The 23,788-nt window shown below is 64.7% G+C and carries 30 protein-coding genes; 13 read left to right on the top strand and 17 right to left on the bottom strand.

Features of this window, described 5'->3' with window-relative positions; translation table 11 throughout:
• Positions 1-108 precede the first annotated feature (108 nt).
• The 4 genes from AC0L23_RS17935 to AC0L23_RS17920 all read right to left on the bottom strand — a co-directional run bounded on the left by AC0L23_RS17935 (position 109) and on the right by AC0L23_RS17920 (position 2,790).
• A complete protein-coding gene (locus tag AC0L23_RS17935) occupies positions 109-330 on the bottom strand; it encodes a hypothetical protein (protein ID WP_162496372.1) in 222 nt (73 codons plus the stop codon).
• A gap of 26 nt (positions 331-356) precedes the next feature.
• On the bottom strand, positions 357-1,382 hold the full coding sequence (locus tag AC0L23_RS17930) for an aldo/keto reductase (protein ID WP_085351373.1): 1,026 nt from the start codon (positions 1,380-1,382) through the stop codon (positions 357-359).
• Positions 1,383-1,498: 116 nt separating this feature from the next.
• Positions 1,499-1,735 (bottom strand): hypothetical protein, encoded by a 237-nt coding sequence (locus AC0L23_RS17925; RefSeq protein ID WP_026232896.1) that lies wholly within the window; start codon positions 1,733-1,735, stop codon positions 1,499-1,501.
• 98 nt (positions 1,736-1,833) lie between these two features.
• A complete protein-coding gene (locus AC0L23_RS17920; protein ID WP_085360941.1) occupies positions 1,834-2,790 on the bottom strand; it encodes an AraC-like ligand-binding domain-containing protein in 957 nt (318 codons plus the stop codon).
• 197 nt (positions 2,791-2,987) lie between these two features.
• Between AC0L23_RS17920 and AC0L23_RS17915 the strand changes: the two genes are divergently transcribed.
• Both AC0L23_RS17915 and AC0L23_RS17910 read left to right on the top strand, forming a co-directional pair.
• The gene (locus AC0L23_RS17915; RefSeq protein ID WP_018455175.1) at positions 2,988-4,004 is read left to right on the top strand and encodes a carbon-nitrogen hydrolase family protein; all 1,017 of its coding nucleotides are present in this window, start codon (positions 2,988-2,990) and stop codon (positions 4,002-4,004) included.
• Between the two features lie 27 nt (positions 4,005-4,031).
• Complete coding sequence (locus tag AC0L23_RS17910; protein ID WP_085360943.1) at positions 4,032-5,072, top strand: phenylacetaldoxime dehydratase family protein; 1,041 nt, start codon at positions 4,032-4,034, stop codon at positions 5,070-5,072.
• 5 nt (positions 5,073-5,077) lie between these two features.
• Here AC0L23_RS17910 and AC0L23_RS17905 read toward each other — a convergent pair whose 3' ends face one another.
• Complete coding sequence (locus tag AC0L23_RS17905) at positions 5,078-5,716, bottom strand: HAD family hydrolase (protein ID WP_018455173.1); 639 nt, start codon at positions 5,714-5,716, stop codon at positions 5,078-5,080.
• Positions 5,717-5,949: 233 nt separating this feature from the next.
• Here AC0L23_RS17905 and AC0L23_RS17900 point away from each other — a divergent pair, with 233 nt between their 5' ends.
• Positions 5,950-6,246: a hypothetical protein gene (locus AC0L23_RS17900; protein ID WP_085351377.1), complete on the top strand. Its 297-nt coding sequence runs from the start codon at positions 5,950-5,952 to the stop codon at positions 6,244-6,246.
• Between the two features lie 76 nt (positions 6,247-6,322).
• The gene (locus tag AC0L23_RS17895; RefSeq protein WP_018455171.1) at positions 6,323-6,523 is read left to right on the top strand and encodes a hypothetical protein; all 201 of its coding nucleotides are present in this window, start codon (positions 6,323-6,325) and stop codon (positions 6,521-6,523) included.
• Between the two features lie 42 nt (positions 6,524-6,565).
• On the opposite strand, the gene AC0L23_RS17890 is transcribed toward AC0L23_RS17895, so the two are convergent.
• Positions 6,566-7,606, bottom strand: coding sequence for a TRAP transporter substrate-binding protein (locus tag AC0L23_RS17890; RefSeq protein WP_085360945.1), 1,041 nt, complete (start codon positions 7,604-7,606; stop codon positions 6,566-6,568).
• A 114-nt stretch (positions 7,607-7,720) separates the two neighbouring features.
• Here AC0L23_RS17890 and AC0L23_RS17885 point away from each other — a divergent pair, with 114 nt between their 5' ends.
• The 4 genes from AC0L23_RS17885 to tsaA all read left to right on the top strand — a co-directional run bounded on the left by AC0L23_RS17885 (position 7,721) and on the right by tsaA (position 10,382).
• Positions 7,721-8,665: a lytic transglycosylase domain-containing protein gene (locus AC0L23_RS17885; RefSeq protein WP_162496523.1), complete on the top strand. Its 945-nt coding sequence runs from the start codon at positions 7,721-7,723 to the stop codon at positions 8,663-8,665.
• A 106-nt stretch (positions 8,666-8,771) separates the two neighbouring features.
• On the top strand, positions 8,772-9,512 hold the full coding sequence (locus AC0L23_RS17880; protein WP_085351379.1) for an AzlC family ABC transporter permease: 741 nt from the start codon (positions 8,772-8,774) through the stop codon (positions 9,510-9,512).
• On the top strand, positions 9,509-9,859 hold the full coding sequence (locus AC0L23_RS17875) for an AzlD domain-containing protein (protein ID WP_085351380.1): 351 nt from the start codon (positions 9,509-9,511) through the stop codon (positions 9,857-9,859). Before AC0L23_RS17880 ends, AC0L23_RS17875 begins: the two co-directional genes overlap by 4 nt.
• Positions 9,860-9,890: 31 nt before the next feature.
• Positions 9,891-10,382 (top strand): tRNA (N6-threonylcarbamoyladenosine(37)-N6)-methyltransferase TrmO, encoded by a 492-nt coding sequence (gene tsaA / locus AC0L23_RS17870; protein ID WP_085360949.1) that lies wholly within the window; start codon positions 9,891-9,893, stop codon positions 10,380-10,382.
• A 109-nt stretch (positions 10,383-10,491) separates the two neighbouring features.
• Here the strand turns inward: tsaA and AC0L23_RS17865 are convergent, their stop codons facing one another.
• From AC0L23_RS17865 to AC0L23_RS17850, 4 genes are read right to left on the bottom strand one after another with little or no spacing between them, the layout of a single operon-like run.
• The gene (locus AC0L23_RS17865; protein ID WP_018455165.1) at positions 10,492-10,920 is read right to left on the bottom strand and encodes an HIT family protein; all 429 of its coding nucleotides are present in this window, start codon (positions 10,918-10,920) and stop codon (positions 10,492-10,494) included.
• A gap of 52 nt (positions 10,921-10,972) precedes the next feature.
• The gene (locus AC0L23_RS17860; protein ID WP_085360971.1) at positions 10,973-12,217 is read right to left on the bottom strand and encodes a GNAT family N-acetyltransferase; all 1,245 of its coding nucleotides are present in this window, start codon (positions 12,215-12,217) and stop codon (positions 10,973-10,975) included.
• A 54-nt stretch (positions 12,218-12,271) separates the two neighbouring features.
• A complete protein-coding gene (locus AC0L23_RS17855; RefSeq protein WP_085360951.1) occupies positions 12,272-13,018 on the bottom strand; it encodes a glycerophosphodiester phosphodiesterase in 747 nt (248 codons plus the stop codon).
• Positions 13,019-13,023: 5 nt separating this feature from the next.
• Positions 13,024-13,491: a RidA family protein gene (locus tag AC0L23_RS17850; RefSeq protein ID WP_085360953.1), complete on the bottom strand. Its 468-nt coding sequence runs from the start codon at positions 13,489-13,491 to the stop codon at positions 13,024-13,026.
• A gap of 231 nt (positions 13,492-13,722) precedes the next feature.
• Here AC0L23_RS17850 and AC0L23_RS17845 point away from each other — a divergent pair, with 231 nt between their 5' ends.
• Both AC0L23_RS17845 and AC0L23_RS17840 read left to right on the top strand, forming a co-directional pair.
• Entirely contained in the window at positions 13,723-14,568 is an 846-nt protein-coding gene (locus AC0L23_RS17845) for a cell envelope integrity EipB family protein (protein ID WP_161494861.1), read from the top strand.
• 63 nt (positions 14,569-14,631) lie between these two features.
• Positions 14,632-15,033: a RidA family protein gene (locus AC0L23_RS17840; RefSeq protein WP_007603265.1), complete on the top strand. Its 402-nt coding sequence runs from the start codon at positions 14,632-14,634 to the stop codon at positions 15,031-15,033.
• 12 nt (positions 15,034-15,045) lie between these two features.
• On the opposite strand, the gene AC0L23_RS17835 is transcribed toward AC0L23_RS17840, so the two are convergent.
• The 3 genes from AC0L23_RS17835 to AC0L23_RS17825 are packed head-to-tail and all read right to left on the bottom strand — an operon-like array spanning position 15,046 to position 17,050.
• The gene (locus AC0L23_RS17835; protein WP_018455161.1) at positions 15,046-15,453 is read right to left on the bottom strand and encodes an ACT domain-containing protein; all 408 of its coding nucleotides are present in this window, start codon (positions 15,451-15,453) and stop codon (positions 15,046-15,048) included.
• On the bottom strand, positions 15,453-16,742 hold the full coding sequence (locus tag AC0L23_RS17830; RefSeq protein WP_026232892.1) for a DNA polymerase IV: 1,290 nt from the start codon (positions 16,740-16,742) through the stop codon (positions 15,453-15,455). The genes AC0L23_RS17835 and AC0L23_RS17830 overlap by 1 nt, the downstream gene beginning before the upstream one ends.
• On the bottom strand, positions 16,739-17,050 hold the full coding sequence (locus AC0L23_RS17825) for a DUF3572 domain-containing protein (RefSeq protein WP_018455159.1): 312 nt from the start codon (positions 17,048-17,050) through the stop codon (positions 16,739-16,741). Before AC0L23_RS17825 ends, AC0L23_RS17830 begins: the two co-directional genes overlap by 4 nt.
• A gap of 254 nt (positions 17,051-17,304) precedes the next feature.
• Here AC0L23_RS17825 and AC0L23_RS17820 point away from each other — a divergent pair, with 254 nt between their 5' ends.
• Together AC0L23_RS17820 and AC0L23_RS17815 are read left to right on the top strand one after the other, a co-directional pair.
• Positions 17,305-17,670: a response regulator gene (locus tag AC0L23_RS17820; protein ID WP_007603272.1), complete on the top strand. Its 366-nt coding sequence runs from the start codon at positions 17,305-17,307 to the stop codon at positions 17,668-17,670.
• A 14-nt stretch (positions 17,671-17,684) separates the two neighbouring features.
• Positions 17,685-19,058 (top strand): PleD family two-component system response regulator, encoded by a 1,374-nt coding sequence (locus AC0L23_RS17815; protein WP_085360959.1) that lies wholly within the window; start codon positions 17,685-17,687, stop codon positions 19,056-19,058.
• 241 nt (positions 19,059-19,299) lie between these two features.
• On the opposite strand, the gene AC0L23_RS17810 is transcribed toward AC0L23_RS17815, so the two are convergent.
• From AC0L23_RS17810 to AC0L23_RS17800, 3 genes are all read right to left on the bottom strand, one after another.
• A complete protein-coding gene (locus AC0L23_RS17810; protein ID WP_473357175.1) occupies positions 19,300-19,671 on the bottom strand; it encodes a hypothetical protein in 372 nt (123 codons plus the stop codon).
• A 158-nt stretch (positions 19,672-19,829) separates the two neighbouring features.
• On the bottom strand, positions 19,830-20,423 hold the full coding sequence (locus AC0L23_RS17805; RefSeq protein WP_473357174.1) for a hypothetical protein: 594 nt from the start codon (positions 20,421-20,423) through the stop codon (positions 19,830-19,832).
• Positions 20,424-20,591: 168 nt separating this feature from the next.
• Complete coding sequence (locus AC0L23_RS17800; RefSeq protein ID WP_026232890.1) at positions 20,592-21,200, bottom strand: TetR/AcrR family transcriptional regulator; 609 nt, start codon at positions 21,198-21,200, stop codon at positions 20,592-20,594.
• A 129-nt stretch (positions 21,201-21,329) separates the two neighbouring features.
• Between AC0L23_RS17800 and AC0L23_RS17795 the strand changes: the two genes are divergently transcribed.
• Positions 21,330-22,568: an MFS transporter gene (locus AC0L23_RS17795; RefSeq protein WP_018455154.1), complete on the top strand. Its 1,239-nt coding sequence runs from the start codon at positions 21,330-21,332 to the stop codon at positions 22,566-22,568.
• A gap of 544 nt (positions 22,569-23,112) precedes the next feature.
• On the opposite strand, the gene AC0L23_RS17790 is transcribed toward AC0L23_RS17795, so the two are convergent.
• Positions 23,113-23,490 carry a PRC-barrel domain-containing protein gene (locus tag AC0L23_RS17790; RefSeq protein ID WP_018455153.1) on the bottom strand — a complete coding sequence of 126 codons (378 nt, stop codon included), beginning with the start codon at positions 23,488-23,490 and terminating at the stop codon, positions 23,113-23,115.
• Positions 23,491-23,788 lie beyond the last annotated feature (298 nt).

The following is a 23,788-nucleotide window of genomic DNA, read 5'->3' as shown; positions in this document are numbered from 1 at the left end:
GGATTAGGAAATTGCGAGATGCATCGCAACCCGGCAGGATACGGGCGGTTCCTGCGCCGGGAGCGGGTCTCCCGGCACCGCGGGCATGGGTCGGCACGGCCTCGCGGCTCACCAGCGGGAGGTCGACTTCCCGAACACATAGAGCGCGCCGAGCCCAACCGTCACCGCGGTCGAGACGATCAGGATGGTGCGCTCCCAATCGATCCGCTCCGCTCGGCGCGGTTGAGATTGAGAGCGGTGAACAGGGCCTTCATGGCAAATCGGCGCATCGGCTGCCTCGCGTGAGCGCACGATGCCACTGTCGGCGCGGGCCGGCTTGATGCAGCTCAAGCCGGACTGCGCCGGCGTGCCGGTCTCTACACCGCCGGCGGATTGCGGTCGGTGAAAGTTGTGCGCTGGTGCCAGTAAGGATAGGGCAGCGTCACCTTGCTCGCCGCATCGAGCTTGGCGATCTGGTCCTTGGTCAATGACCAGCCGACCGCGCCGAGATTTTCGCGCAGCTGCGTCTCGTTGCGCGCGCCGATGATCAGCGTCGAGACGGTCGGACGCTGCAGCAGCCAGTTCAGCGCGATCTGCGAGACGCTCTTGCCCGTTTCCCTGGCGACCTCGTCGATCGCATCGACGACGCGATAGACGTGCTCGTCCGGCACGGGCGGGCCGAACTCGGCCGTCTTGGGCAAGCGGCTTACGTCAGGCTTTGGCTGGCCGCGGCGGATCTTTCCGGTGAGGCGTCCCCATCCGAGCGGCGACCAGACCACCGCGCCGAGGCCCTGGTCGAGGCCGAGCGGCATCAGCTCCCATTCGTAGTCGCGCCCGATCAGTGAATAATAGGTCTGGTTGGCGACGTAACGCGGGAAGCCATGCTTGTCGGCAACGCCAAGCGATTTCATCAGGTGCCAGCCCGAAAAGTTCGACACGCCCACGTAGCGGATCTTGCCGGCGCGCACGAGCACATCGAGAGTCGCGAGCACCTCTTCAGGCGGGGTGAAGGCGTCGAAGCCGTGAAGCTGGAACAGGTCGATGTAGTCGGTGCCGAGCCGGCTCAGCGAAGCGTCGATGGCTGTAAGCAGATGCTGCCGCGACGACCCGATGTCGTTGGGGCCGTCGCCGAAGCGGAACGTCGCCTTGGTCGAAACCAAAACCTTGTCGCGGCGGCCCTTGATGGCTTCGCCGAGAACGCGCTCGGACTCGCCGAGCGAATAGACGTTCGCGGTGTCGAACATCGACACGCCGGCATCGAGGCAGATATCCAGAAGGCGCCGGGCTTCGGTCGCGTCGGTGGTGCCCCACGCAGCGAGGCGGCCCACGCCGCCGAAGGTGCCGGTCCCAAGACTCAAGGCGGGCACCATGAGGCCCGAGCGGCCCAAGCGTCGGTATTCCATCGATTTGCTCCTCGGCTGGCCGCTGATTGATCCCCGCGACCTCTGTGCCGGATCGTAATGCAAGGCTGCGCCGTGTCCTACCTCGCGCTCACATACCGGCCTTGCTTGGAAACGGCCTAGTCGTGCAGACGCATGTCATCGAATGCCGCGTCAGTCACGCGCGGGCTGGCCGTCGTCGCCGGAAGCCGAGCCGCGCCCCTCGTTACTGGTGATTGAAGGCAGGTGGCCTCGCTCTCGCGCGCCGGCCGCGGCAGGAGCGTCAGGCTCCAGCCCACCGCAACAAGCACCGCGAGCCGGATCGCGATCACGCCGAGCAAGACTTCCGATCCGCTTATCGTGGCGTTGGTTCTCATGTGCAGAGCCTGATCCCGGCTGCAGCACCTGACAATCTGGAATTCACGAGCACGGCCTTCGCCTGAAGCGAAGGCTCGGGCCATTGGCTGCCCGGACGTCAATGCCGCGACTGGCTCTGCCGGAAGTCGCGCGGTGACATCCCGAAATGCTCGCGGAAGACGCGGCCGAAATGCGAGAGGTCGTTGAAGCCCCAGGCGAAGGCGATCTCGCTGATGTGGCGGTGAGCGAGCACGGGGGAGGCGAGGTCGCGCCTGCATTGAGCGAGGCGCTCACCGAGGACGTAGCGCTGGAACGAGGTGTCCTCGTCAGCGAGGAGATCGTTGACATAGCGGGACGAGATGCCGAGCGCCGCTGCGGTCTCTGACAGCGAGAGGTCGGGATCGGCAAGATGAGCCCGGATATGCGCCTTCAATCGGTAGAGCAGGGCGGAGCGATGCGTCGAGGACGGCAGCGGCGTCTTGCCCAGCCGCTCGCCCAGCGCCATCGCCAGGACATCGACGGCCTGTTCCGACAGAGCGGCGGCGTGGTGCGGATCGATCTGATCCGCGCTCTGGCAGAGCCGGTAGATGAAATCGTAGGCGATCCTCTGCAGTGGCGAGTCCGGCCCGAAAGAGGTGGCAGTAAGAGTTTCGGTCGCGCCGAGCCGGCGCTGCAGCATCTCGCGCGGCACCTTGAAGATGGTCTGCGTGAAGATGCCGTCGAATTTCAGCTCGTAGGGACGGGTGGTGTCATAGAGCGCAAACTCTCCCGGACTGACCACGGCCTCGCGGCCGTCCTGCACCACGCCGCCGGCGCCGCGATTGCCGAGCGCGATCAGGATGAAGTCCTGATCCGAGCGCGCGATGCGCGACGGCGTGCGCAACACGTGTTGACGGTCGGAGCAGACCTCGGAGCATTCCGCCTTGCCCAGTGGCGCCCGGGTGACCGTGCCGCGAAAGGCGCTGCCAAGATCGGACCTGCAGTCGAGCCCGACGAAGACGTCGCAAACGATATCCTGCCAGAGCGCAAGCCGGCGGTGGCCTGGGCTGTCGTCCGTGGTGAACTGGATTGGCATCTGCAGAGCCTCCCTTTCACATCCCGCAAAATCGCGTGTCGGCGCTGGTCCCGACTGACGAAGGCAAATCCCGTACCGGGTCGGTGAATCCCGTCCGGTCGAGTTTTTGTTCCGCCGCGGTCGAGCGCCCGCCGCCCGGCTTGGTCAAATAGACTGCATCGGACCTGGCTTCCGATCAACCGGCAAGGGAGGCGGGAATGGGCATCGAACATCCGAAATACAAGGTCGCGGTGGTGCAGGCGGCGCCCGCCTGGCTCGATCTCGACGCCTCGATCGACAAGTCGATCGCCCTGATCAGGGACGCCGCCGAGAAGGGCGCCAAGCTGATCGCTTTTCCGGAAGCCTTCATCCCCGGCTACCCCTGGCACATCTGGATGGATTCGCCGGCTTGGGCGATCGGTCGTGGCTTCGTGCAGCGCTATTTCGACAATTCGCTGTCCTATGACAGTCTGCAGGCCGAGCGGCTGCGCGACGCCGTGCGCAAGGCCAAGCTCACTGCCGTGCTCGGTCTGTCCGAGCGCGACGGCGGCAGTCTCTATCTGGCGCAATGGCTGATCGGGCCCGATGGCGAGACCATCGCAAAGCGCCGCAAGTTGCGGCCGACCCATGCCGAGCGCACGGTCTATGGCGAGGGCGACGGCAGCGATCTCGCCGTGCACGCGCGGTCCGACATCGGCCGCATCGGCGCCCTGTGCTGCTGGGAGCATCTCCAGCCGCTGTCGAAATACGCCATGTATGCCCAGAACGAGCAGGTCCATGTCGCGGCCTGGCCGAGCTTTTCGCTCTACGATCCTTTCGCGCCGGCGCTCGGCGCCGAGGTGAATAACGCCGCCTCGCGCGTCTATGCGGTCGAGGGCTCCTGCTTCGTGCTCGCGCCTTGCGCGACGGTCTCGCAAGCCATGATCGACGAGCTCTGTGATCGGCCGGACAAGCACGCGCTGCTGCATGCCGGCGGCGGCTTCGCTGCGATCTACGGCCCCGATGGCAGCCAGATCGGCGACAAGCTCGCGCCGGACCAGGAGGGCCTCTTGATCGCCGAGATCGATCTTGGCGCCATCGGCGTCGCCAAGAACGCCGCTGATCCAGCCGGGCACTATTCGCGCCCCGACGTGACGCGGCTCCTGCTCAACAAGAAGCGATACCAGCGCGTCGAGCAGTTTGCGCTGCCGGTCGACACCGTCGAGCCCACGGACATTGCCGCGGCGGCGAGCTGATCGCCGCAATCGAGGGGAGGCACGATCATGGAATCCGCAATTCCTCTGCATCTCGAGAGCCCGCGCACGCGCCACAAGCGCGTGCCCGACGATTACCAGCCGCCATACCCGTCTTTCGTGGCGCGCTATAAGCCTGCCGTGAACCGGGTCGTGATGGCCTATTTCGGCCTTCAATATCGCGGCACGGCGGTAGCTGCTGCAACGGACGCTCTCGCCGAAATCGCGGCGCGGTTTGCCGCGGAAGGCGGTCCTTCGCATTGGGACCGGGCGCAATATGTTGATCAGGCAGGCTACGAGAACGTCATCTCGGTGGCCTATTGGGACGACATTGCGCGGTTCGACAAATGGTTTGCAGCGGCGCGCGAGGCATGGACCGGAACGCAGCCCGAGGGCATCGGCACTTTCATCGAGGTGCTGCGCCCTACGGTGGCGCGGCACGAGACGCTGTTTTCCTCGCTCGGCCGGCCCGAGGGCGTCGCCGCAATCGCCGGCGGCATGAGCGGCGAGGTGCAGGAGCACGCCTATTGGGGCGGCATGCGCGACCGCATCCCGCTGTCACAGACCGATCCGATGTCGCCGGGCGGCAATCCCGAGCTGATCCGCGATGGCGCGCGACTGCGCGTGCAGGCGCACGACAATCTTTGCCTGATCCGATCAGGCCAGGATTGGAGCGATACCGAGGCCTCGGAGCGAAAGCTCTATCTCGACGAGGTCGAACCGGTGTTGCGCGAGGGCATGGATTTCCTGCGCGATGAGGGGCTTGGCATCGGCTGTTACACCAACCGTTACATGCGCGTGCTCGCAGCCGGCGGGGACGCGAGTGAAAAGTCCTACGGTCAAAGCTGGTGGAAGAGCCTGGCGGCGCTGGAGCGGTGGGCGGAGTCGCATCCGACTCACGTCAAGATATTCGGAGCCGCGATGAAGTACCTGTCGACGCTCGGCCCCTCGGCAAAACTGCGGCTCTACCACGAGGTCACCGTGGCTGCTGCCGACGAGCAGTTCTTCGAGTACCTGAACTGTCACGCCAAGACCGGCATGCTGGCGGCGGTGGAGAGCGTCGCCGCTTGATAGAGTTAGATCACGCAATGGCCGAGCAGCTCGGGATGCGCGGCGCAGATGTGATGCGCGCCGGCGTCCCGCAGCTCGGTCTCGCTGCCGTAGCCATAGAGCACGCCGATCGCGGTCATGCCGTTGGTGCGGGCGCCGACCACGTCATGGCTGCGGTCGCCGACCATGATCGCGCTGGCGGGATCGACCCTGGCTTCGTCGAGCGCGTAGCGCAGCAGGTCGCGCTTGTCGACGCGCGTGCCGTCGAGTTCGGAGCCGAACACCCGCTCGAAATACGGTTTCAGGCCAAAATGCTCGACGATACGGGTGGCGTAGACCGCGGGCTTGCTGGTCGCCACGAACATGCGCGGTGTTGTCGCGGCAAGCGTTGTCAGGGTGTCTGTGATGCCGGCATAGGCTTCGTTCTCGAACAGGCCGACGTCGCTGAAGCGCTCGCGATAGAGCAGCAGCGCCCGGTCGGCGAGTTCCGCGCTGCCCGTGAGCTTTTGCAGGCTGGCATGCAGTGGCGGCCCGATGCACCAGGTCAGCTCGTCCTCGCTCGGAACCGCAACGTTGAGCCGCTCCAGGGCGTACTGGATCGAGCGCGTGATCCCGGGCTTCGGGTCGGTCAGCGTGCCGTCGAGATCGAAATAAATGGTCACCATATTGTCGCGCCTGTGTTGATACCGCCGCCTATTGCCTGACCTAAACGAGGCCGGGGGCCAAGGCAAACGCGCAACCATTGTCACGCCGAAAATCGCCTTCCCCGATACCGCGTATCCCTTAAAGCTCGCTATTCGCGGGAGGGAAGCGTACAGTCGCGCCATCACCGCCTTCCATTGGCATCGACCGGTGACTGAGGGTCACCAGCGCTCCCGCCGACTGAGCAGGAGCGTGCATGACTCGATTTCGTCTGGTCGACTGGATCCGCCGGAGAGCGCTTCTCGTCGCATTGATGCTTGGCACATTGATACTTGGCACACTGTCGCAAGGCGCTGTCGCGGCAGGACCGGACTGCCGGGCGATCGAAAGCACGAGCGGACGTCTCGCCTGCTACGATGCTGCGTTTCCTCCGAAGGAAAAAAAGCCCGCTGCTGCGGAAGGCGATGGGTCCCGTGCTGCCTACAAGGACCCGTTCGTGGCGGAAGAGGCCAGAACCGCGGCGAAGCTGAAGAACATCTGCCGGGGCTGTTGAGGGTTGCTCGTTCGCCGCGCTCGTCGATCAACGAGTCCGGACGAGGGATCGAGACGATTTTTTCAGGAGAGGCCGGATGAGCGAGCGACTTGAAACCCTGAAGAAGGCCCGTGAGCGCATGATCGAGGACAGGGACGCGCATGCGAAAGTGCTGGCCGCCCCCTTTGTGCGCGACACGGCCGAGCGAGCGCGCAACAAGTTTATCGAGATCCAGGCGCTGATTGATGCCCTCGACCGCGCCATCCGGGGCGAAATCCCGGTTGCGGTCAAAAACTAAGGCGGTAGGCAGCGAGACCAGCGGAGCGCCGCTACCGCTCCCTCATTGCTGTCTCGCCCATTCAACGATGGCGGTCGCCTCCGCGCCTGCCCGGGTTTCCCAGGCGGTGATCGCGCCCGTTGCTGCCTTCCGCAGCTCCGTGACAAGGGACGCAGGCGCCGGCTCGGCGATATGGACGCCATTGTCGCGCATGCGCGCATAGTTCTCGATGGTGCGGTGGCTCAATAGCGCCAACTGGCTCTGCTCAGTCTCGGCCGCCGCCGCCAGCACCTCGCGCTGCATCGGTTCGGACAGTTCGGCAAAGGCGTCGCTGCGGACGAAGGCGATCGAGATTGGCATCGCGTAGTTGATGGCCGTGAAATGCGGCAGGAAGTCCCACAATTTGCGTCCCGCGCCGCCGTCGCCGGAGGTGAGGAAGGCATTCAGCCGGTGTTCCCTCAGTCCGGCGAGCGCCGCATCCATCGGCAGGAATTGCGCGTTCGCGCCGGCTGCGCGCATGACCTCGGTGGAATTGGCATCGTAGGTTCGCAGGTTCAGTTTCGGCAGGTCGTCAGCACCGTCGAGCGACTGCTCCGACCAGAGGCCCGTGGCCGGCCAGATCGTCACATAGAGCAGCTTGAGGCCGCGCGCAGCCAGCGCCTTCTCATAGAGCGGTCGCGCCCGCAGATTGGTGGCCCGGGCGAGATCCACCGATTGCACGAGAAAAGGCAGGGTGGACAATCCGAGCACAGGGTCGAGGCCCGAGAGCGCGCCCGCGAAGGCATCGCCGCCCGCGATCCGGCCGTCCAGCGCCGCGCGCGGCATCTCGCCCGAGTTGATCTTGAGCTGGTTGTCGAAGGCGTTAGTCACGGTCACGAAGCCGTGGGTACGGTCGGAGACGCGGCTGGCGAAAGTCGCCAGCCCAATCCCGGAGATGTTATTCTCAGGGTATTCCGTGGTCATCCGCCAATTGACTTGAGACGCGACTTGAGACGTCACCTGCGCGGCGGCTGGCGCGACGCTCAGGATGAGCGCGGCGAGGACAAGGATCGCGCGGATCCGTTTGGCGGGGTAACGCATTGGGAGAAGCAGGTCAGGCAGCATAATATTGGCGACCCTCGAACCATGGCACGATGCCACAACATTGTTGATCACACTGTCGCATGCCGCGCCGAGGCGCGCTACCGCCGTGCCTGCGCGCGATGGGTGCAGATTGCGATGTGCATCATCTCCGCGCTGCTTGTCTCGTCGACCCAGGCCGCGGCATGGGACAGTTCGCCCGCCAAGACCGACGTTGCCATCCCCAGCGTCGAAGAACTCGCTGTGCAGCCGGAGAAGCCCGGTGCGCGGGAGAGCGACACGCGGGAATCGATCTGCCTGATCATCGAGGCCGCGGCGCGCGATGCCAATCTTCCGCTGGAGTTCTTCGCCCGCGTGATCTGGCAGGAAAGCCACTTCCAGACCGATGCGGTCGGGCCGGTGACGCGCAGCGGCGAGCGGGCGCAGGGGATCGCGCAATTCATGCCGGGCACCGCGAGCGAGCGCGGGCTGCTCAATCCCTTCAATCCGGTGCAGGCGCTGCCGAAGTCGGCGGAATTCCTGAACGAGCTGCGCAACCAGTTCGGCAATCTCGGGCTGGCGGCGGCCGCCTACAATGCCGGGCCGCGCCGGGTGCAGGAATGGCTCGCCGGCACCGGCGGCATGCCCGAGCAGACCCGCAATTACGTTCTTGCGATCACCGGCACGAGCGTCGATGCGTGGGCCAAGGCAGGCGCGACCGGCAAGGGGCCGCCGAGCGCGCCACCGACAAGCTGCCGCGATCTGATGGCACTTTTGAAGCGCGCGCCGAATGCCTTCGTCGCCGAGCTCGAGCAGCATGTGGAGCTTGCGGCTGCAAAGATCTGGGGCGTGCAGCTCGCCGCGGGCTTTGACCGCAACCGGGCGCTGGCAATGTACTCCCGCGCGGTCACGCGGCTGAGCGCCGCGATCGGCGAACGTGATCCGAGCCTGCTCAGCTCGGTGATGCGCAGCCGCGGCACGCGCGCCTTCTACCAGGTGCGCATCGGCGCCGATACGCGGAGCGAGGCGGATGAACTCTGCGGTCGCATCCGCAAGGCCGGCGGGGCGTGCTTCGTGCTGAAGAATCGCGGTGTGAGCGGGTAGGGCATCTGTCCCAGCGTGCATGCCAGCCCCGCCGTGCGCTTTCTTGACGCGAGGCGCCGCATTGCCCGTTATGCGGGCACGATTCCTCATCCGGCCAAGACTCCCCGTGGCGCTTCCTCCGCTCGATTCACCTCAATGGCAAAGTCCCTGGCGCGCCTTTGCGTGGGGGCTGCGCTCGATCACGCAGACCATCCTCACGCTCGTGCTGTTCGTGACCTATCTCGGCATCGGCGCGCTCGCCCACGACACACATTTCAGCCTGCTCTGGGCGCTCTGCTCGACGCTGTTCGTCTGGGCAGGTCCGGCGCAGATCATCCTGATCACCACGCTTGGCTCCGGCGCGACGATCGTCCAGTCCGCGATCGCGGTCACCGTCAGTGCGATCCGGCTGTTTCCGATGGTGGTCTCGGTGCTGCCGTTGATGCGCACGCCGACGACGAAACGGCGCGAGCTGTTTTTCGCGGCGCATCTCACCGCGGTGACACTGTGGGTCGAATGCCATCGCTTCCTGCCGCAGGTACCGCGTGAACGCCGGATCGCCTTCGTCAACGGACTTGGCTTCGGTCTTGTCTCGGTGTGTCTCACCGCCAATGCGGTCGGCTATTTCCTTGCCGCCAATCTGACTCAGACGCTTGGCGCGGCGATCCTTTTGCTGACGCCGCTGTCCTTCCTGTTCTCGACCGCACGCAACAGCCGCGAGGTCGCCGATGTCGTCGCCCTCGCGCTGGGCATATTGCTGTATCCACTGGCCGCGAAGATCAATTCCGGCCTCGACATCCTCGTCAGCGGGCTCGTAGCGGGCACGATTGCCTATGGCGTGCATTGGTGGCGGGAGGTGCGGGCATGAACTTTGCGCAGCTCATCGGCGACTGGCACGCGCTGGCGGTGCTGTTCGTCGCCGGCGTTGTTCCCAACCAGATATGGCGCATGCTGGGCCTGTGGTTCGGCGGCGGCATCGACGAGGGCTCCGAGCTTCTGGTCTGGGTACGGGCGGTCGCCACGGCGATCCTGGCCGGCGTCATCGCCCAGATCGTGGTCGAGCCCCCCGGGGCGCTTGCGAGCGTGCCGGACGCCCTGCGCTACGGTGCGGTCGGCGCCGGCCTCGTCGTCTTCCTGCTGGCCCGCCGCTCGATCTTCGCGGGCGTGGTCGCGGGCGAAGTCTTCATGCTGGCCGGCAAGTGGTGGTTGGGCTAAAACCGCCGGCGAACAGCAGGGAATTGGACACATGGTTCGCGAAAACCAGCTCCGCGAGGGTGAAGTCTCCATCGAGCTGCCGCCGACGCAAGATGCCGGCCTCGTCTTCATCGGCCGCATCCGCACGCCCTGGAGCTCGCGGATGGAGACCCCGCGGCAGGGCCGGACAGACGGCCCGATATGTCGGCTCGAGATCTTCGAGCCGTTCGTGCCGGCGATCAAGGGCGTCGATTTCTACAGCAATCTCGAAGTGCTTTACTGGCTCGACAAGTCGCGCCGCGACATCGTCCTGCAAAGCCCTAAGAACAACGAGAAGACCCGCGGCACGTTTTCGCTGCGCTCGCCGGTACGCCCTAATCCGATCGGCACGTCGATCGTGAAGCTGGTCGGCATCGAACGCAACGCGATTCTGGTGCGCGGGCTCGATTGCCTCGACAACACGCCGCTGATCGACATCAAACCAGATCGTTGCGAGTTCACGCCGCTGGCCGCCCCGCAGCCGGGAGATTTTCAGACGGAGTGAAGTGTCTCCTCCGTCATTTCGAGGAGCTCTTGCGACGAAGCAATCCAGACTGTAGCCGCGGAGGCAGTCTGGATTGCTTCGCTGCGCTCGGAATGACGAGTGGAGAGCGTCAGCCCGCCTTCAACGCCGCGATCAGCTTGGTCGCGTTCTCTTCCAGCACCTTGACGTCTTCCTTGCGGCTGGCGGGCGGAAGCATCGCCACGCCGTCGTGGCGCGGCATCACGTGCATGTGGAGATGAAACACCACCTGTCCGCCGGCCGCCTCGTTGAACTGCTGCACGGTGATGCCGTCGGCCTTGAACGCCGTCATCGCTGCGGCAGCGATTTTGTGTGCGCCGCGGGCGACGTGGGCGTAGTCGTCCGGCTTGATGTCGAGGATGTTGCGGGCAGGAGCTTTTGGAATCACCAGCGTGTGGCCCGGTACCCGCGGCATGATGTCGAGAAAGGCGAGCACGTGCTCATCCTCGTAAACCTTGTGGCAGGGGAATTCACCGCGGAGGATCTTCGCGAAGATGTTGTCGGGGTCGTAGGCGGTCATGGCGGCGGCTCCCTGGAATTTTGCGCTTACTGTCACCAGCCGCAACGAACCGTCAAGGCGCCTCGTCGGCGCCTTTGCGGAACGGGCCGAGCTCGGCCAGCTCCCGTCCGGCTTCCGCAACATAGGCGCGCTCGCGCTTGAGGTAATCGTCGATGGCGCGGCGCAAGCCGGGATCGGCGATGAAGTGAGCGGAGTGGGTGGTCCGCGGCAGGTAGCCGCGTGCGATCTTGTGCTCGCCCTGCGCGCCGGCTTCGACATTCGCCAAACCGCGTTTGATGGCGAAGTCGATCGCCTGGTAATAGCAGACCTCGAAATGCAGGAAGGGATGATGCTCGACCGCACCCCAGTTGCGGCCGAACAGCGTGTCCGAGCCGATGAAGTTGATCGCGCCTGCGATCCAGCGATCGTTGCGGCGTGCCATGACCAGCAGCACGTCCTGGCTCATGGTTTCGCCGATCAGCGAGAAGAATTCCCGCGTCAGATAAGGGCGGCCCCATTTGCGCGAGCCGGTCTCCATGTAGAATTGAAAGAAGGCGTCCCAGGCATCTTCGGTGATGTCCTTGCCCGTGAGGCAGCGGATGGTGACCCCGGCAGCCAGCGCATCGCGCCGTTCGCGCTTGATCGATTTGCGGTGGCGGGAGTTCAGCGTCGCCAGGAAATCGTCGAAACTCGCAAAGCCTTCGTTGTGCCAATGGAACTGCTGGTCGGTGCGCTGGAGGAAGCCGTGCTCGGCGAGCAGCTTCCACTCCGCCTCGCGGGCGAAAGTGACGTGCACCGAGGAAGCCTTGCTGACACCGCACAGCGCCACCAGCCCGCTCGCCAGCGCTTCCATGATGTGCTCGCGGTCAACGCCGTCGCGGACCAGCAGCCGCGGTCCCGTCGCCGGCGTGAAGGGAACCGAAACCTGCAGCTTCGGATAGTACCGCCCGCCGGCGCGCTCATAGGCATCGGCCCAGCCGCGGTCGAAGACATATTCGCCTTGCGAGTGCGATTTCAGATAGCAGGGCACGACGCCGGCGACGCGACCGTCGACCTTCGCCACGAGATGCCGCGGTCCCCAGCCGGTGCGGATCGTGGCCGAACCCGATTTCTCAACGGCCGATAAAAACGCGTGGGAGACGAAGGGGTTATAGCCGGGCTTTGAGAGGCCGAGGGAATCCCCTGGAAGTCCGGATGAGGTTCCCTTGCCATGCCCATTACAAGACTTGCCGCCGGGATTAGCGCAGGCGTCCCAGTCGTCCGGCGATACTTCGCCAATGGAAGGTACGGCCTCAAGGGTGATTTCGGATGGTGCCATCGTGCCCAAGATCGTGCATTGCAGCAGCGACTTCAAGAGTGGGAAACATCAAGCCTAGGGTACGAAGCCCTCGAAGATCATCTGATCCGCATATTGCGCGACCCGCGTCCGCTGCTCGGTCGTACGCACGGTCCAGCCCAGTAGAGCGCAGCCGAACACATTGCGGGCGATCCAGGGGGCGGGGGCGGGCAGGTCGTCGACCCTGAAGGCGACGAACTGCGGCTGGGTCTGAAAGCCGTGGCGCAGGTACAGCATGCTGTCGCGCTGCTGCTGCGTCAGGTGAGCCCAGTAGTCGTCCTGATAGCTCCGTTGCGCGACGATGCCGCGGGGGCGGGATGGCAGCAGCTCGCGCAGCGCCAGCACCTGGTCCGGGTCGAACGACATGCCGACCGCTGGGCCATCATAGGACGCGAGCACCTCGGCCATCCGCTTCACCAGCTTGCGGTCGCGGTCAAAACGGCTCTTAACCTCGATCACCAGCGGCACGCGGCCGCCAACAAGGGCGCAGAGGTCGCTGAGCGACATCATCCGCTCGGCCGTGTCCTTGAACGTGAGCGCCTTCAGTTCAGTGGCGGTTTTCTCGACCAGCGGGCCGGTGGCCTCGGTCAGGCGGCCGAGCGCATGGTCGTGATGCACCATGGCCTCGCCGTCGGCGGCGAGTTGGATGTCGACCTCGATGGAGAAATTGCCCGCAATTGCAGCCTGGACCGCGCCCGGCATGTTCTCGACGATGCCGCGGGAAATGTCGTGCAGGCCGCGATGGGCGACCGGGCGGGCTGTCAGCCAATCAGGAGCGCGCATTCGCCTCAGGCGACCTCAAACACGCCTTCGACCTCGACCGCCGCATCCGCGGGCAGGGAGGCGACGCCGACAGTGGTGCGGGCATGACGGCCCTTGTCGCCAAAGGCGGCGACCATCAGGTCGGAGGCGCCGTTGAGGACCTTCGGGCCATCCAGGAAGTCCGGCGCCGAGTTGATGAAGCCGCCGAGGCGCACCACGCGCACGACCTTGTCGAGGTCGCCCAGCGCCGCCTTGACCTGGGCCAGCAGGTTGACGGCGCAGCCGCGGGCAGCCGCGGCGCCGTCTTCGACGGTCACGCCGGCGCCGAGCTTGCCCTTGGCGATCAGCTTGCCGGCGGGATCGAAGCAAACCTGGCCCGAGACGAACAGCAGATTACCGGTGCGCACGAACGGGACGTAATTGGCCACGGGGGTGGGGGCCTCGTGCAGTTTGATGCCCTGTTCCGCCAGCTTCTGCTCGACCGTGCCCGCCATGTCCGACCTCATTGTCCAAAAATCCATCCGCCGGGCAATCCGTCGCAGCCTGGCGGGCCCTGTTTCGCCCATCGTGCCGCCACATGCAAGCAACCGTCGGGGGTGGCATTTTGTTGAGGCAGGGCAGGAGGTTCAACGCAAAGGCCGCAACTTTACGTGAAACGGCCTCAGTTGCGACGCAATGGAACGGTCATTAAAATGTCGAATCTGCGCTTTCCTCAGGAACCAGACATGCTGCACCTTTTCCGGACTTCGCTCGGTGTGACGGTGCTCGCGGCGGCCGCTCTCGGCCCCGGAGGCGGGGCGTTGGCCGCGAACGGTCCGTTTCTCGCGCATCAGGCACTCTATGATTTGAGCTTGGTGAAATCGCGCTCCAATTCGATCAACAGCGCGCGCGGCCGCATCCTCTACAATTTCACCGGAAGTTCGTGCGAGGGCTACACCTCCGAATTCCGCCAGGTTTCCGAGCTCGACAGCGGCGAGGGCAAGGTCACGCTCAGCGACCTCCGCTCCAATTCCTGGGAGGACGCCGGCGGCAAAAGCTACCGCTTCAAGATCGAGACGCGGATGAACGAGGCGGATGCCGGCCGGGTCGACGGCTCGGCTGAGCGCGACGGCGACCACATCAACGTCAAGCTGAAGCTGCCCGCCCCGAAGAGCTTTACGCTCGACGGCAAGATCGTATTCCCGACCGAACAGATCCAGCGCATCATTGCCGCCGCCAAGGACGGCAAGTCGCTGCTCGAACTCTCCGTCTATGACGGCTCCGACGATGGCCAAAAGGTCTACAACACGCTGACCGTGATCGGCCAGCCGATCCCCGCCGAACGCGAAGGCTCGCCCGATCCCTCGACGTCCGACGAGCACATGAAGTCGCTCAAGCGCTGGCCCGTCACCGTCAGCTATTTCGACCGCGAGGCCCAGCAGAAAGAAGGCGAGCAGACGCCGGTCTATGCGATGGCGTTCGAGCTCTACGAGAACGGCGTCTCGCGCCAGCTCGTGTTGGACTACAACGATTTTGTGATTTCGGGCGCGATGGGCAAGTTCGACGCGAAGGACAGCAAGCCCTGCAATTGAGGGCTGGCCTGCAACGCGGTCTCTGGCTACGCTCCTCCCACACAAACATCCGGGAGGCTCGTCATGCCCAAGCTCGATCATCTCCGTCCCAGCGGCCTGCATCACAATCCCGCCTATTCGCATGTCGTCACCGCCACGGGGGCGCGGACGATCTACATCTCCGGCCAGGTGTCGGTGGACGAGGAGGGGCGGATTGTCGGCGAGGGCGATCTCGCGGCGCAGACCACGCAGGTGATGCAGAATCTCGGGCATGCGCTGAAGGCGGCCGGCGCGAGCTACGCCAATATCGTGAAGATCACGACCTTCGTCGTGAACTACAAGCCGGAGCTGCGCCCGATCATCGGCAAGGCCCGCTCGGCCTTCTTCGAAGGTATGGAGCCGCCGGCGAGCACGCTGGTCGGCGTCTCGGCGCTCGCCGCGCCGGAATGGATGATCGAGATCGAAGCGGTGGCTGTCGCGGATTGATCCTCCATCCGGCTACACTTCCCTCGTGCGCGACATCTCCTGCAGAAGAACCATCGCGTTGTCCGCCCTGTCAGCCGGCACAAACAGATGATCGTGGTGGAACGCCGACACGGCGTTCACGCTGATGCCGGCTGCGGCGAGACGTGCCGTGATCGCCGCCAGGAAGCCGACCGCATCGAGTGCGGAGTGAACGGTCAGGGTGATCAGGCACGATGCAAATGCGTGGCGTAGTCCTGCCGCTTCGGCCTCTTCGCGCAGGAGCACCAGCGTCGTTCCTTCCTGCTCGCAAAACGTCAGCAGTGGACTGAGCGCTGCGGGAACTGGCTCGTTCGTCGGGATCGTGCAGAACACGAAGATGCCCGGCCGCATCTCCGGCTTCATGTGTCTCAGCAGTGCGTGGAGGTCGCGTTCGCCTGTCATCACTCCTGCGCCTTTTCCGGCCCCTCATACGCGATGCCGCGGATCACTGCGGCGCTGCCGAATTTCTTGCGCAAGCTGTCCACCGCGCGCTCGGCATGGGCGGCGCGGCGGTCGAGCATGTCGGTGTCGTCGGCGACTGAACCCTCGCGCAGGGCGCTGACGCCGGCGCCCATCAGGCGGAAGGCGGTGCCGTCGATCTCTTTCGCCAGCATCTCGCGGCAGATCGCGAAGATCTTCGCGGCAAGCTGCGTCGGGGCCGTGATCGACTGCGAGCGGGTGCGCTGGCGGAAATCGGCGGTCTTCAGCTTCAACGTGACGGTCAGGCCGGCGAGCTCGCTGCTCTTAAGGCGAGACGACGTCTTTTCGCACAGCCGCCACAAAATCTTCTCCAGCGTCGCGAAGTCCCGGATGTCGGTCTCGAACGTCGTCTCGCTCGAAATCGTCTTGGCGCCCCGATCGGGCTCGACGCGGCGGTCGTCGATGCCGCGCGCGAGTCGCCACAGCCTGCGGCCGTCATTCGGAAACTGCCGCATCACCTCGATCTCGTCGGCCTTCTGCAGGTCCGCGATGATGCGGAAGCCGCGTTGCACCAGACGCTCCTGCGTCGCGGGTCCAACGCCGAAAATGAAGCCGACCGGCTTTTCCGCCAGCATCAAGCGCGCCTCCTCCTGGTCGAGCGCGGCAAAGCCGCGCGGCTTGTCGAGGTCGGAGGCGATCTTCGCCAGGAACTTGTTGCAGGAGAGGCCGACCGAGACGCTGATGCCGATGTCGCGTTCGATGTTGCGTGCGAACCGCGCCAGCACCTTGGCCGGGATCATGCCGTGCACCCGCTCGGTGCCGGAGAGATCGAGGAACGCCTCGTCGATCGAAAGCGGCTCGACCAGCGGCGTCAGCGCCTGCATGGCCTGGCGCACCTCGCGCCCGACCCGGACATATTTCGCCATGTCCGGCGGGATCACGGCGGCATGCGGGCAGGCTTCCAACGCCTTGTACATCGGCATGGCCGAGCGCACGCCGTAGGTGCGGGCGATGTAGCAGGCGGCCGACACCACGCCGCGCTTGCCCCCGCCGATGATGACGGGCTTGTCGGCGATGTCGGGATTGTCGCGCTTCTCGACGGTCGCGTAGAAGGCGTCGCAGTCGATATGGGCGATGGTCAGGCTTGCGAGCGCGCGGTGGCGGGCGAGGCGGGGGGAACCGCAGGCGGAACAGCGCCGCACGCCCATATCCAGATCGGCCGAACAATCCCGGCAGAAGCAGCGGGGCCCGGCCCTCTCCAGGGAGGTCACGGCACGTCGCGCTCCCAATTGGGGTCGCCGAGCGCGTCGCCGAGAACCTGCCGCGCTGCGGCAACGTTGGTCGGATGCAGTTCCGCAGCGCTGGCAAAGGCCTGCACGGTGGCGTCGTCGCGCATCACGAAATCGAGCACGCTCAGCAGGAAATTGGGGTCCGAGGCGGCATTGCGCAGCATCTCCGGGCCGACCCCTGTCTCGGCCAGGAACAGGCCCAGCCGCTCGGGTTCGCCCGCGACGAAAGACAGCGCCTGAAGCGCAACGATTTCAGCGACTTCGCGCGGGTTGTGAACAGGCTTTTTCACGTGGCCGGTTTGCCTTTCCGTTAACTTTCGGTGTCTACTTTGGGGCCACCATGCCCGAGTCTCGTTCCCAAGTCTCTTGCCCAAGTCTTGCGACCCCCGACAAGCAACTGGAAACCACATCGCAGAAAGTCGGCCCTCGGGTTTAACGAAACTCAAGCGAATTCGAGGCTAGTTTGAATCCAGTTTTCGAAGCGCCGGCGACCGGCGCCTGAGGCGTCATATGCATCGGTCTGCGGACCAATCAGGAGGGCGGGATGGCTAAGACCGTCCTCATCGTGGAAGACAACGAGCTCAACATGAAGCTCTTCCGCGACCTGTTGGAGGCGCACGGCTACCAGACCACCGGCACCAGCAACGGCTACGAGGCGCTCGACCTCGTTCGCAAGATGCGGCCCGACCTCGTGCTGATGGATATCCAATTGCCGCAGGTCTCGGGCCTGGAGGTGACGCGCTGGATCAAGGACGATCCGGAGCTGCGCAGCATTCCCGTCGTCGCCGTCACGGCGTTCGCGATGAAGGGCGACGAAGAGCGCATCCGCGAGGGCGGCTGCGAGGCCTATTTGTCCAAGCCGATCTCGGTCGGCAAATTCATTGAGACGGTCCGACGTTTCATCGGATAGGAAGTGAGTTCACAGTGTCCGCGCGTATTCTCGTCGTCGATGACGTCCCTGCCAACGTCAAGCTGCTCGAAGCCCGCCTGTCCGCCGAATATTTCGACGTGATGACCGCCGCGAACGGCACCGAGGCGCTGGCGATCTGCGCCCGCGCCGAATGCGACATCATCCTGCTCGACGTCATGATGCCGGACATGGACGGTTTCGAGGTCTGCCGCCGCCTCAAGACCGATCCGGCCACGCATCACATTCCCGTCGTGATGGTCACCGCGCTCGACAGCCCGTCCGACCGCAACCGCGGGCTGGAAGCGGGCGCCGACGATTTCCTGACAAAACCCGTCTCCGATGTCGTGCTGATCGCGCGCGTGCGCTCGCTGACCCGGCTGAAGATGATGACGGACGAGCTGCGCATGCGCGCAATCACCTCGCTCGAGATCGGCATGCAGGCGCCCGAGCGCAGTGCGATCTCCGACACCGGCAAGGGCGGCCGTATCCTGCTGGTCGACGACCGCCAGTCCTCCTATGAGCGGCTGGCGACGATCCTCGCCGCCGAGCACACCATCGACGTCGAGCCGAACCCGACGGAGGCGCTGTTCCACGCCGCCGAGGGCAACTACGATCTGCTGATCGTCTCGCTCGACCTCAACAATTTCGACGGCCTGCGGCTGTGCAGCCAGGCGCGCTCGCTGGAGCGCACGCGGCATGTGCCGATCCTGGCGATCGCCGACCCCGAGAACGCGACGCGGCTGCTGCGCGGGCTCGAGATCGGCGTCAATGACTATCTCCTGCGTCCCATCGACCAGATCGAGCTGCTGGCACGTGCCCGCACCCAGATCCGCCGCCGCCGCTACACCGACCATTTGCGCGACAACGTGCAGAATTCGATCGAGATGGCGATCACGGACGCGCTCACGGGGCTGCACAATCGCCGCTACATGGAGAGCCATCTCGCGACGCTGGCCGAGCAGGCCGCGACCCGCGGCAAGCCGCTGGCGCTGATGATCCTGGACATCGACTACTTCAAGTCGATCAACGACAATTACGGCCACGACGCCGGCGACGACGTGCTGCGCGAATTCGCCGTGCGGGTGCGCAAGTCGATCCGCGGCATCGACCTGGCCTGTCGCTACGGCGGCGAGGAATTCGTCATCGTGATGCCGGAGACCGATCTCCACGTCGCCGGCATGGTCGCCGAGCGCCTGCGCCGCTCGATCGCCGGCGAGCCCTTTGCGATCCACAAGGGCACCAAGCGCATCGAGGTCACGATCTCGATCGGCCTGACCACGCTGGAGCAGAAGGGCGAGGCGGTTGGCGACGTGCTCAAGCGCGCCGACACCGCGCTCTACCGCGCCAAGCACGACGGCCGCAATCGCGTGGTGTCGCACGCGGCGTGAGGCCGCTCGCACCGGCCGACGCAAAAAAAACGCGAAAACAACCCCATGCACAGTAGCCGACACTAGTCGGATCAATGACTTACGCGGTTGTAAAACGGCTGATGCGCACAGCATTGCCCTTTGACTCGGCGGGCAAAACAGGAGCATCCTGCTAGCATCCCGAATATCCACAAACTCTGCTGTCATCCCGCAAGCGAGGAATCCGCACACCACGACGGACAAGCGGGCGTCCACCTTCGCGTCAGGGAGGATACGGTTCCGACCATTCTGCCTTGGCCAGGGCCGCGCCGGTGCTGGACTTTGCGATGATCTCGTAAGTGTACAGGCCGGAATTGCAGGGGCCCCAGGTTCGTAAGCTCTCCGGCTTCACGATGTTATCTGAGGGAAATGGGATCTCCTGGCCGCCCATCTCGTAGTTCTTCTCACTGCGAAACTTGACGACGATCGTGCGCGTGCCGGGCGGAACACTCTTCATCTTGATTTCGGGATTGGGAAAGACCGTGGTGCAGGGCCGCGGAGGTCCAAACGTGAATTGGATCTTCATCTCGTCGGCCCAGGCCGGGGTGCAGATGATCAGAAATGAAATTGGCAGCAACGACGAAAATCTAATCATGGGCACGCCCCAAAAAGAAACCAGTGTATCGGCAGGGCCGCCTGATGCCAAGTTTACCCCATGTCTCGCCCTCGCAGCCCTAGGCCTCGTCCACTCCCTTCACGACGTCACCGAAAGGCCCGCCGTAGCGGGCCTTGTGGAGATGGAGAAAGTCCGGGTCACTTCTGATCGACGTTGCTGGTCCCCGAACCGGGCGTGCCGATCGGCAAGCCGTTCGCCGCATGACCGACGCCAACGCCCGGCGCACTGACGGCTCCTGGAGTTTGATCCTGTGGCAGCGTCTTGATCCCCGTTCTTGCTTGCTCCGCGGGGCTCATCTGGCCCTTGTTGTCGCTGTTGGCGCCGTTGGTGGCCGTGATACCGGACCTGTCGGTCCCGTTTGGCGTGCCCGCCTGTGTCGATCCTAACGCGGTGTTGCCCGCGCCGGTGGTGGTCGGTGTGCTCGCAGTATTCCCGTTCGGCGTCGGGGGCTGAACGTTCGGGTTGGTTGGAGAGCTGTTGGTGTGAGCGCCGGTTGAGGTTCCGTTTGTGCCCATGCCGGATGGCGCCGAGGGGCCTCCATTGGCGGCGCCAGACGTGCCAGTGCCTGCGCCTGAGCTGGCGGATGATCCGGACGCGCCGCCGCTCGCAGCTGCGCCACCCGCGCCTCCGCCGGCACCGCCGCCACCACCTCCGCCGCCGCCTTGTGCGAAGACGGGAGCGGCAACAGCGAAGGACAGTGCGGCTGTAAGAAGAAGCGATTTTCGATTCATGACCTTCTCCGGTGTAAAGAAGGTCAACTACGCCGAAATGACGATGGTTCCTCTCAGTCCACTCGCTTCAAGAGATCGAAGGTGAAGCACGGCAAACGGACCTTGCGGTGCGTGCTTTCCGATCCGGGCTTCTTGCGGCGAGCGGCGGGTTCTGATGTTGCAGCTGCTTCAGGGATGCCGGGCCGGCCGCTTGCCTCGCTTCACCGTAGTCTGATCTCCCACCGGCACCCCCGCATTCCGCAGCAGCACCGTCGCCGCTTCCTTCGCGGCGCGGGCCATTGCGGGGTCGTCGCGGACGAGGTCCTGCGCGATCGAGCCGTCGACCAGCAGCACGAGCTGCGTTGCGAGCGCCTCCGCGTTCGCAACGCCGAGCTCGTTGAGGCGGTCGCGAAACCAGATGCGGCGGCTTTCCTTGAAGGCGATTGCGATCTTCTTCACGGCGCGGTCGGCCGGGCCAAGCTCGGCGACCGCATTCACGAACGGGCAGCCGCGAAAGTCTTTTGCGGCGAAGCGGCGCTCCAGCGAATCGAAGGTGGCAAGGATTTGCTCGGCCGCGGGTTTGTCCGAGGGGCGGGGCTGCACGAAGCGGCGCTCCAGATAGGCCGCGATCAGCGCGTCCTTGGAGGGGAAATGGTTGTAGAGCGTGCGCTTGGAGATGCCGATCTCGGCCGCGATGGTGTCGACGCCGATGGCGCGAATGCCCTGCAGATAGAATAGCTTGTCGGCGGTCTCGAGAATCCGCTCTTTCATCGTCTGTGGGGCGGGCGGGGGAGCCATGCGGCGGTGAATGTCCTGTTTGCTTGACAGCGCACGCTATTCATAGCCTAAGTACACAGGTCTGTGTAACCAAAATCAACTGATATTGCAGACGACGGCGCTCGCGCCGCGCCGATGAGGGAGACAAAAATGCCCCTGTTGCAGGTCCTGCGCCCGACATTGCCCATCCTGATCGGCGCCTCGATCATGCTGACGCTGAGCATGGGGCTGCGGCAGAGCCTCGGCATCTTCATGCAGCCGCTGACCCACGACATCCATCTGTCGATCTCCGATTTCACGCTGGCGCTGGCCGTGCAAAACCTCGCCTGGGGCTTTCTCCAGCCGCTCGCAGGCGCGATGACCACGCGCTACGGCTTCCGTCCCATCATGATCGCAGGCTCGTTCATGTACATCGCGGGCCTGGTGCTGATGGCAACCGCGAACGGCCTCGTCGCCATCATGATCGGCGCTGGCGTGCTGATCGGCACCTCGCTCGCCTGCACCGCGGCTGCGATCGCGATGTCGGTGGCGGCGCGCGCGGTACCCGCGACGGTGCGTTCTACCGTGCTCGGCATCGTCTCCGGCGCGGGCTCGCTCGGCGCGCTGCTGTCGGCACCGATCGGGCAGATGCTCAACGAGGGCTTTGGCTGGCGCATCGGGCTCGCCGGCTTCGTGGTGATGTCGGTGCTGATGATCCCTGCGGCCTGGTATGCCGGGCGCGTCGACGCGGTCCCGCTGCCGAAGCCCGCGAGTGACGAAATCGTCGATGCCACGGCGATGATTGCAGCGAAGACCGCCTTCGGCAATGCGTCCTTCGTGGTGATGACCTGCGCCTATCTCGTCTGCGGCATGCAGCTCGTGTTCCTCACCACGCACCTGCCGTCCTATCTCGCGATCTGCGGCCTCGATCCGATGCTGAGCGCGCAGACGCTCGGGATGATCGGCGGCTTCAACGTGCTCGGCTCGCTGTTCTTCGGCTGGGCCGGCCAGCGCTGGAACAAGCTGGCGCTGCTCGGCGGCATCTACGTCCTGCGCTCGCTGGCGCTGGCCTGGTACTTCATGCTGCCGGCGACGCCTGCCTCGACCTTGCTGTTCGGCGCCATCATGGGCTTCCTGTGGATGGGTGTCGGACCGCTGGTCGCGGGCGCGGTCGCCGAAATGTTCGGCCTGCGCTGGCAGGCGATGATCCAGGGCCTCGCCTTCATGAGCCACCAGATCGGCAGCTTCCTCGGTGCGTACGGAGGCGGGCTGCTCTACGACGCGCTCGGCTCGTACACGATGGCCTGGCGCATCGGCGTCGCATTGGGGCTGGCCGGCGGCATCATCCAGGTCGCATTCGCGCTGATCCGGCCGTCGCAGCCGCCGGCGCCGGTGTTGCGGACGGCGTAGGCGAGGCGTCCGGCGGGTCGAGCAACGTGCTGTGTCGCACGCGGAGCAAATGGGCCAACGGGAGGTCACCGGGGATAACATGATGGTTGTTATCTTCGCCGAGCGGCTAAGCCCCGTAGTGCGGCGACTCTGTAGTCAGAACATGACTGCTGAGGATGCAGCGAACTTCGTGGAGCGCGGCATCATCAAACGGAGTGGTACCACTGCGCCCTGATCAGTGCCCAGCGCCGCGCCCAATTTGGGGACTTCCGTAATTGGTCCGCAGCGGACCTTCACGGTAATGCCCGCTGGGGGCCGCTTGGACCCATGGCTGACTCTAGAGAGAAGCTGAGCAAAACCAATGAGCGGCATCTCCGCCTCCGATGCGGGCGGCAGGCGTTGTTCGCTGCAAGGCTCATCAATCAAAACCGCCTGAACTTCGCTGGACGGTTTCCAGCGAAGCTCAATGCTAGTATTGGAAGATCGATCCGACAGCATCCAACGAGGGTCGCCGATCAATTCAGCTGACACTCACGATTGGAAAATTCCGGCGCGTCGTCTGGCGTTATAGGCCACCTCGCGCTTCCCAGTAAGTGGGTGTCCCATAATACCGGTGGGTTCGCGTTTCCCAATCTCGATCCTGCCAGGAGTCATCGCTGAACTCCGGCGCATCCCTGAGCTGTTGCTCTGTGATATTGGTTCGGAAGCCCTCGATCGACGTATCATACGTCAGAGCGCTCCATGGAATGGGGTAGTGGCTGTGACCCAAGCCAACAAATCCGCCGAAGCTCATGACTGCATAAGCTACGCGGCCTGACACCTTGTCGATGATGAGGTGATCAATCTCACCGATATTCTTTCCATCTGCTCCATACACCTCGGTTCCCTGAATGTCTTCGCTCGAGATGCAGTGATGATCCGGGTGGGCTGTTGCGCGGGCCATGACTTTGTCTCCCTCACAGGTGATTTTGGCGGCTCAACTTGGCAGCTACGAGGACGTTCCTGCGTTGAGCGCCCGTCGCAGCGCCAAATCGACGCGATTGGCCCGTAGCTGACCTGCGGAGCGCGGCCGGTCGAGGACCGCTAGTGTGAAGGGTTTCGGATGCCGGCCGCATGATTGACGGCGCGGCACATTCCGGGCGGCCGGCGTCCGAAAGCCTCCAAGGGAGATGCTATGGGGCGGCGGCGAGGATATTGCATCCATCGTCGCTGATGTGAACCGATGGAGCATCCCATGCAGA

Source organism: Bradyrhizobium sp. MI1.4, from assembly GCF_055811315.1.
This window is presented reverse-complemented; position numbering and strand designations above follow the sequence as displayed.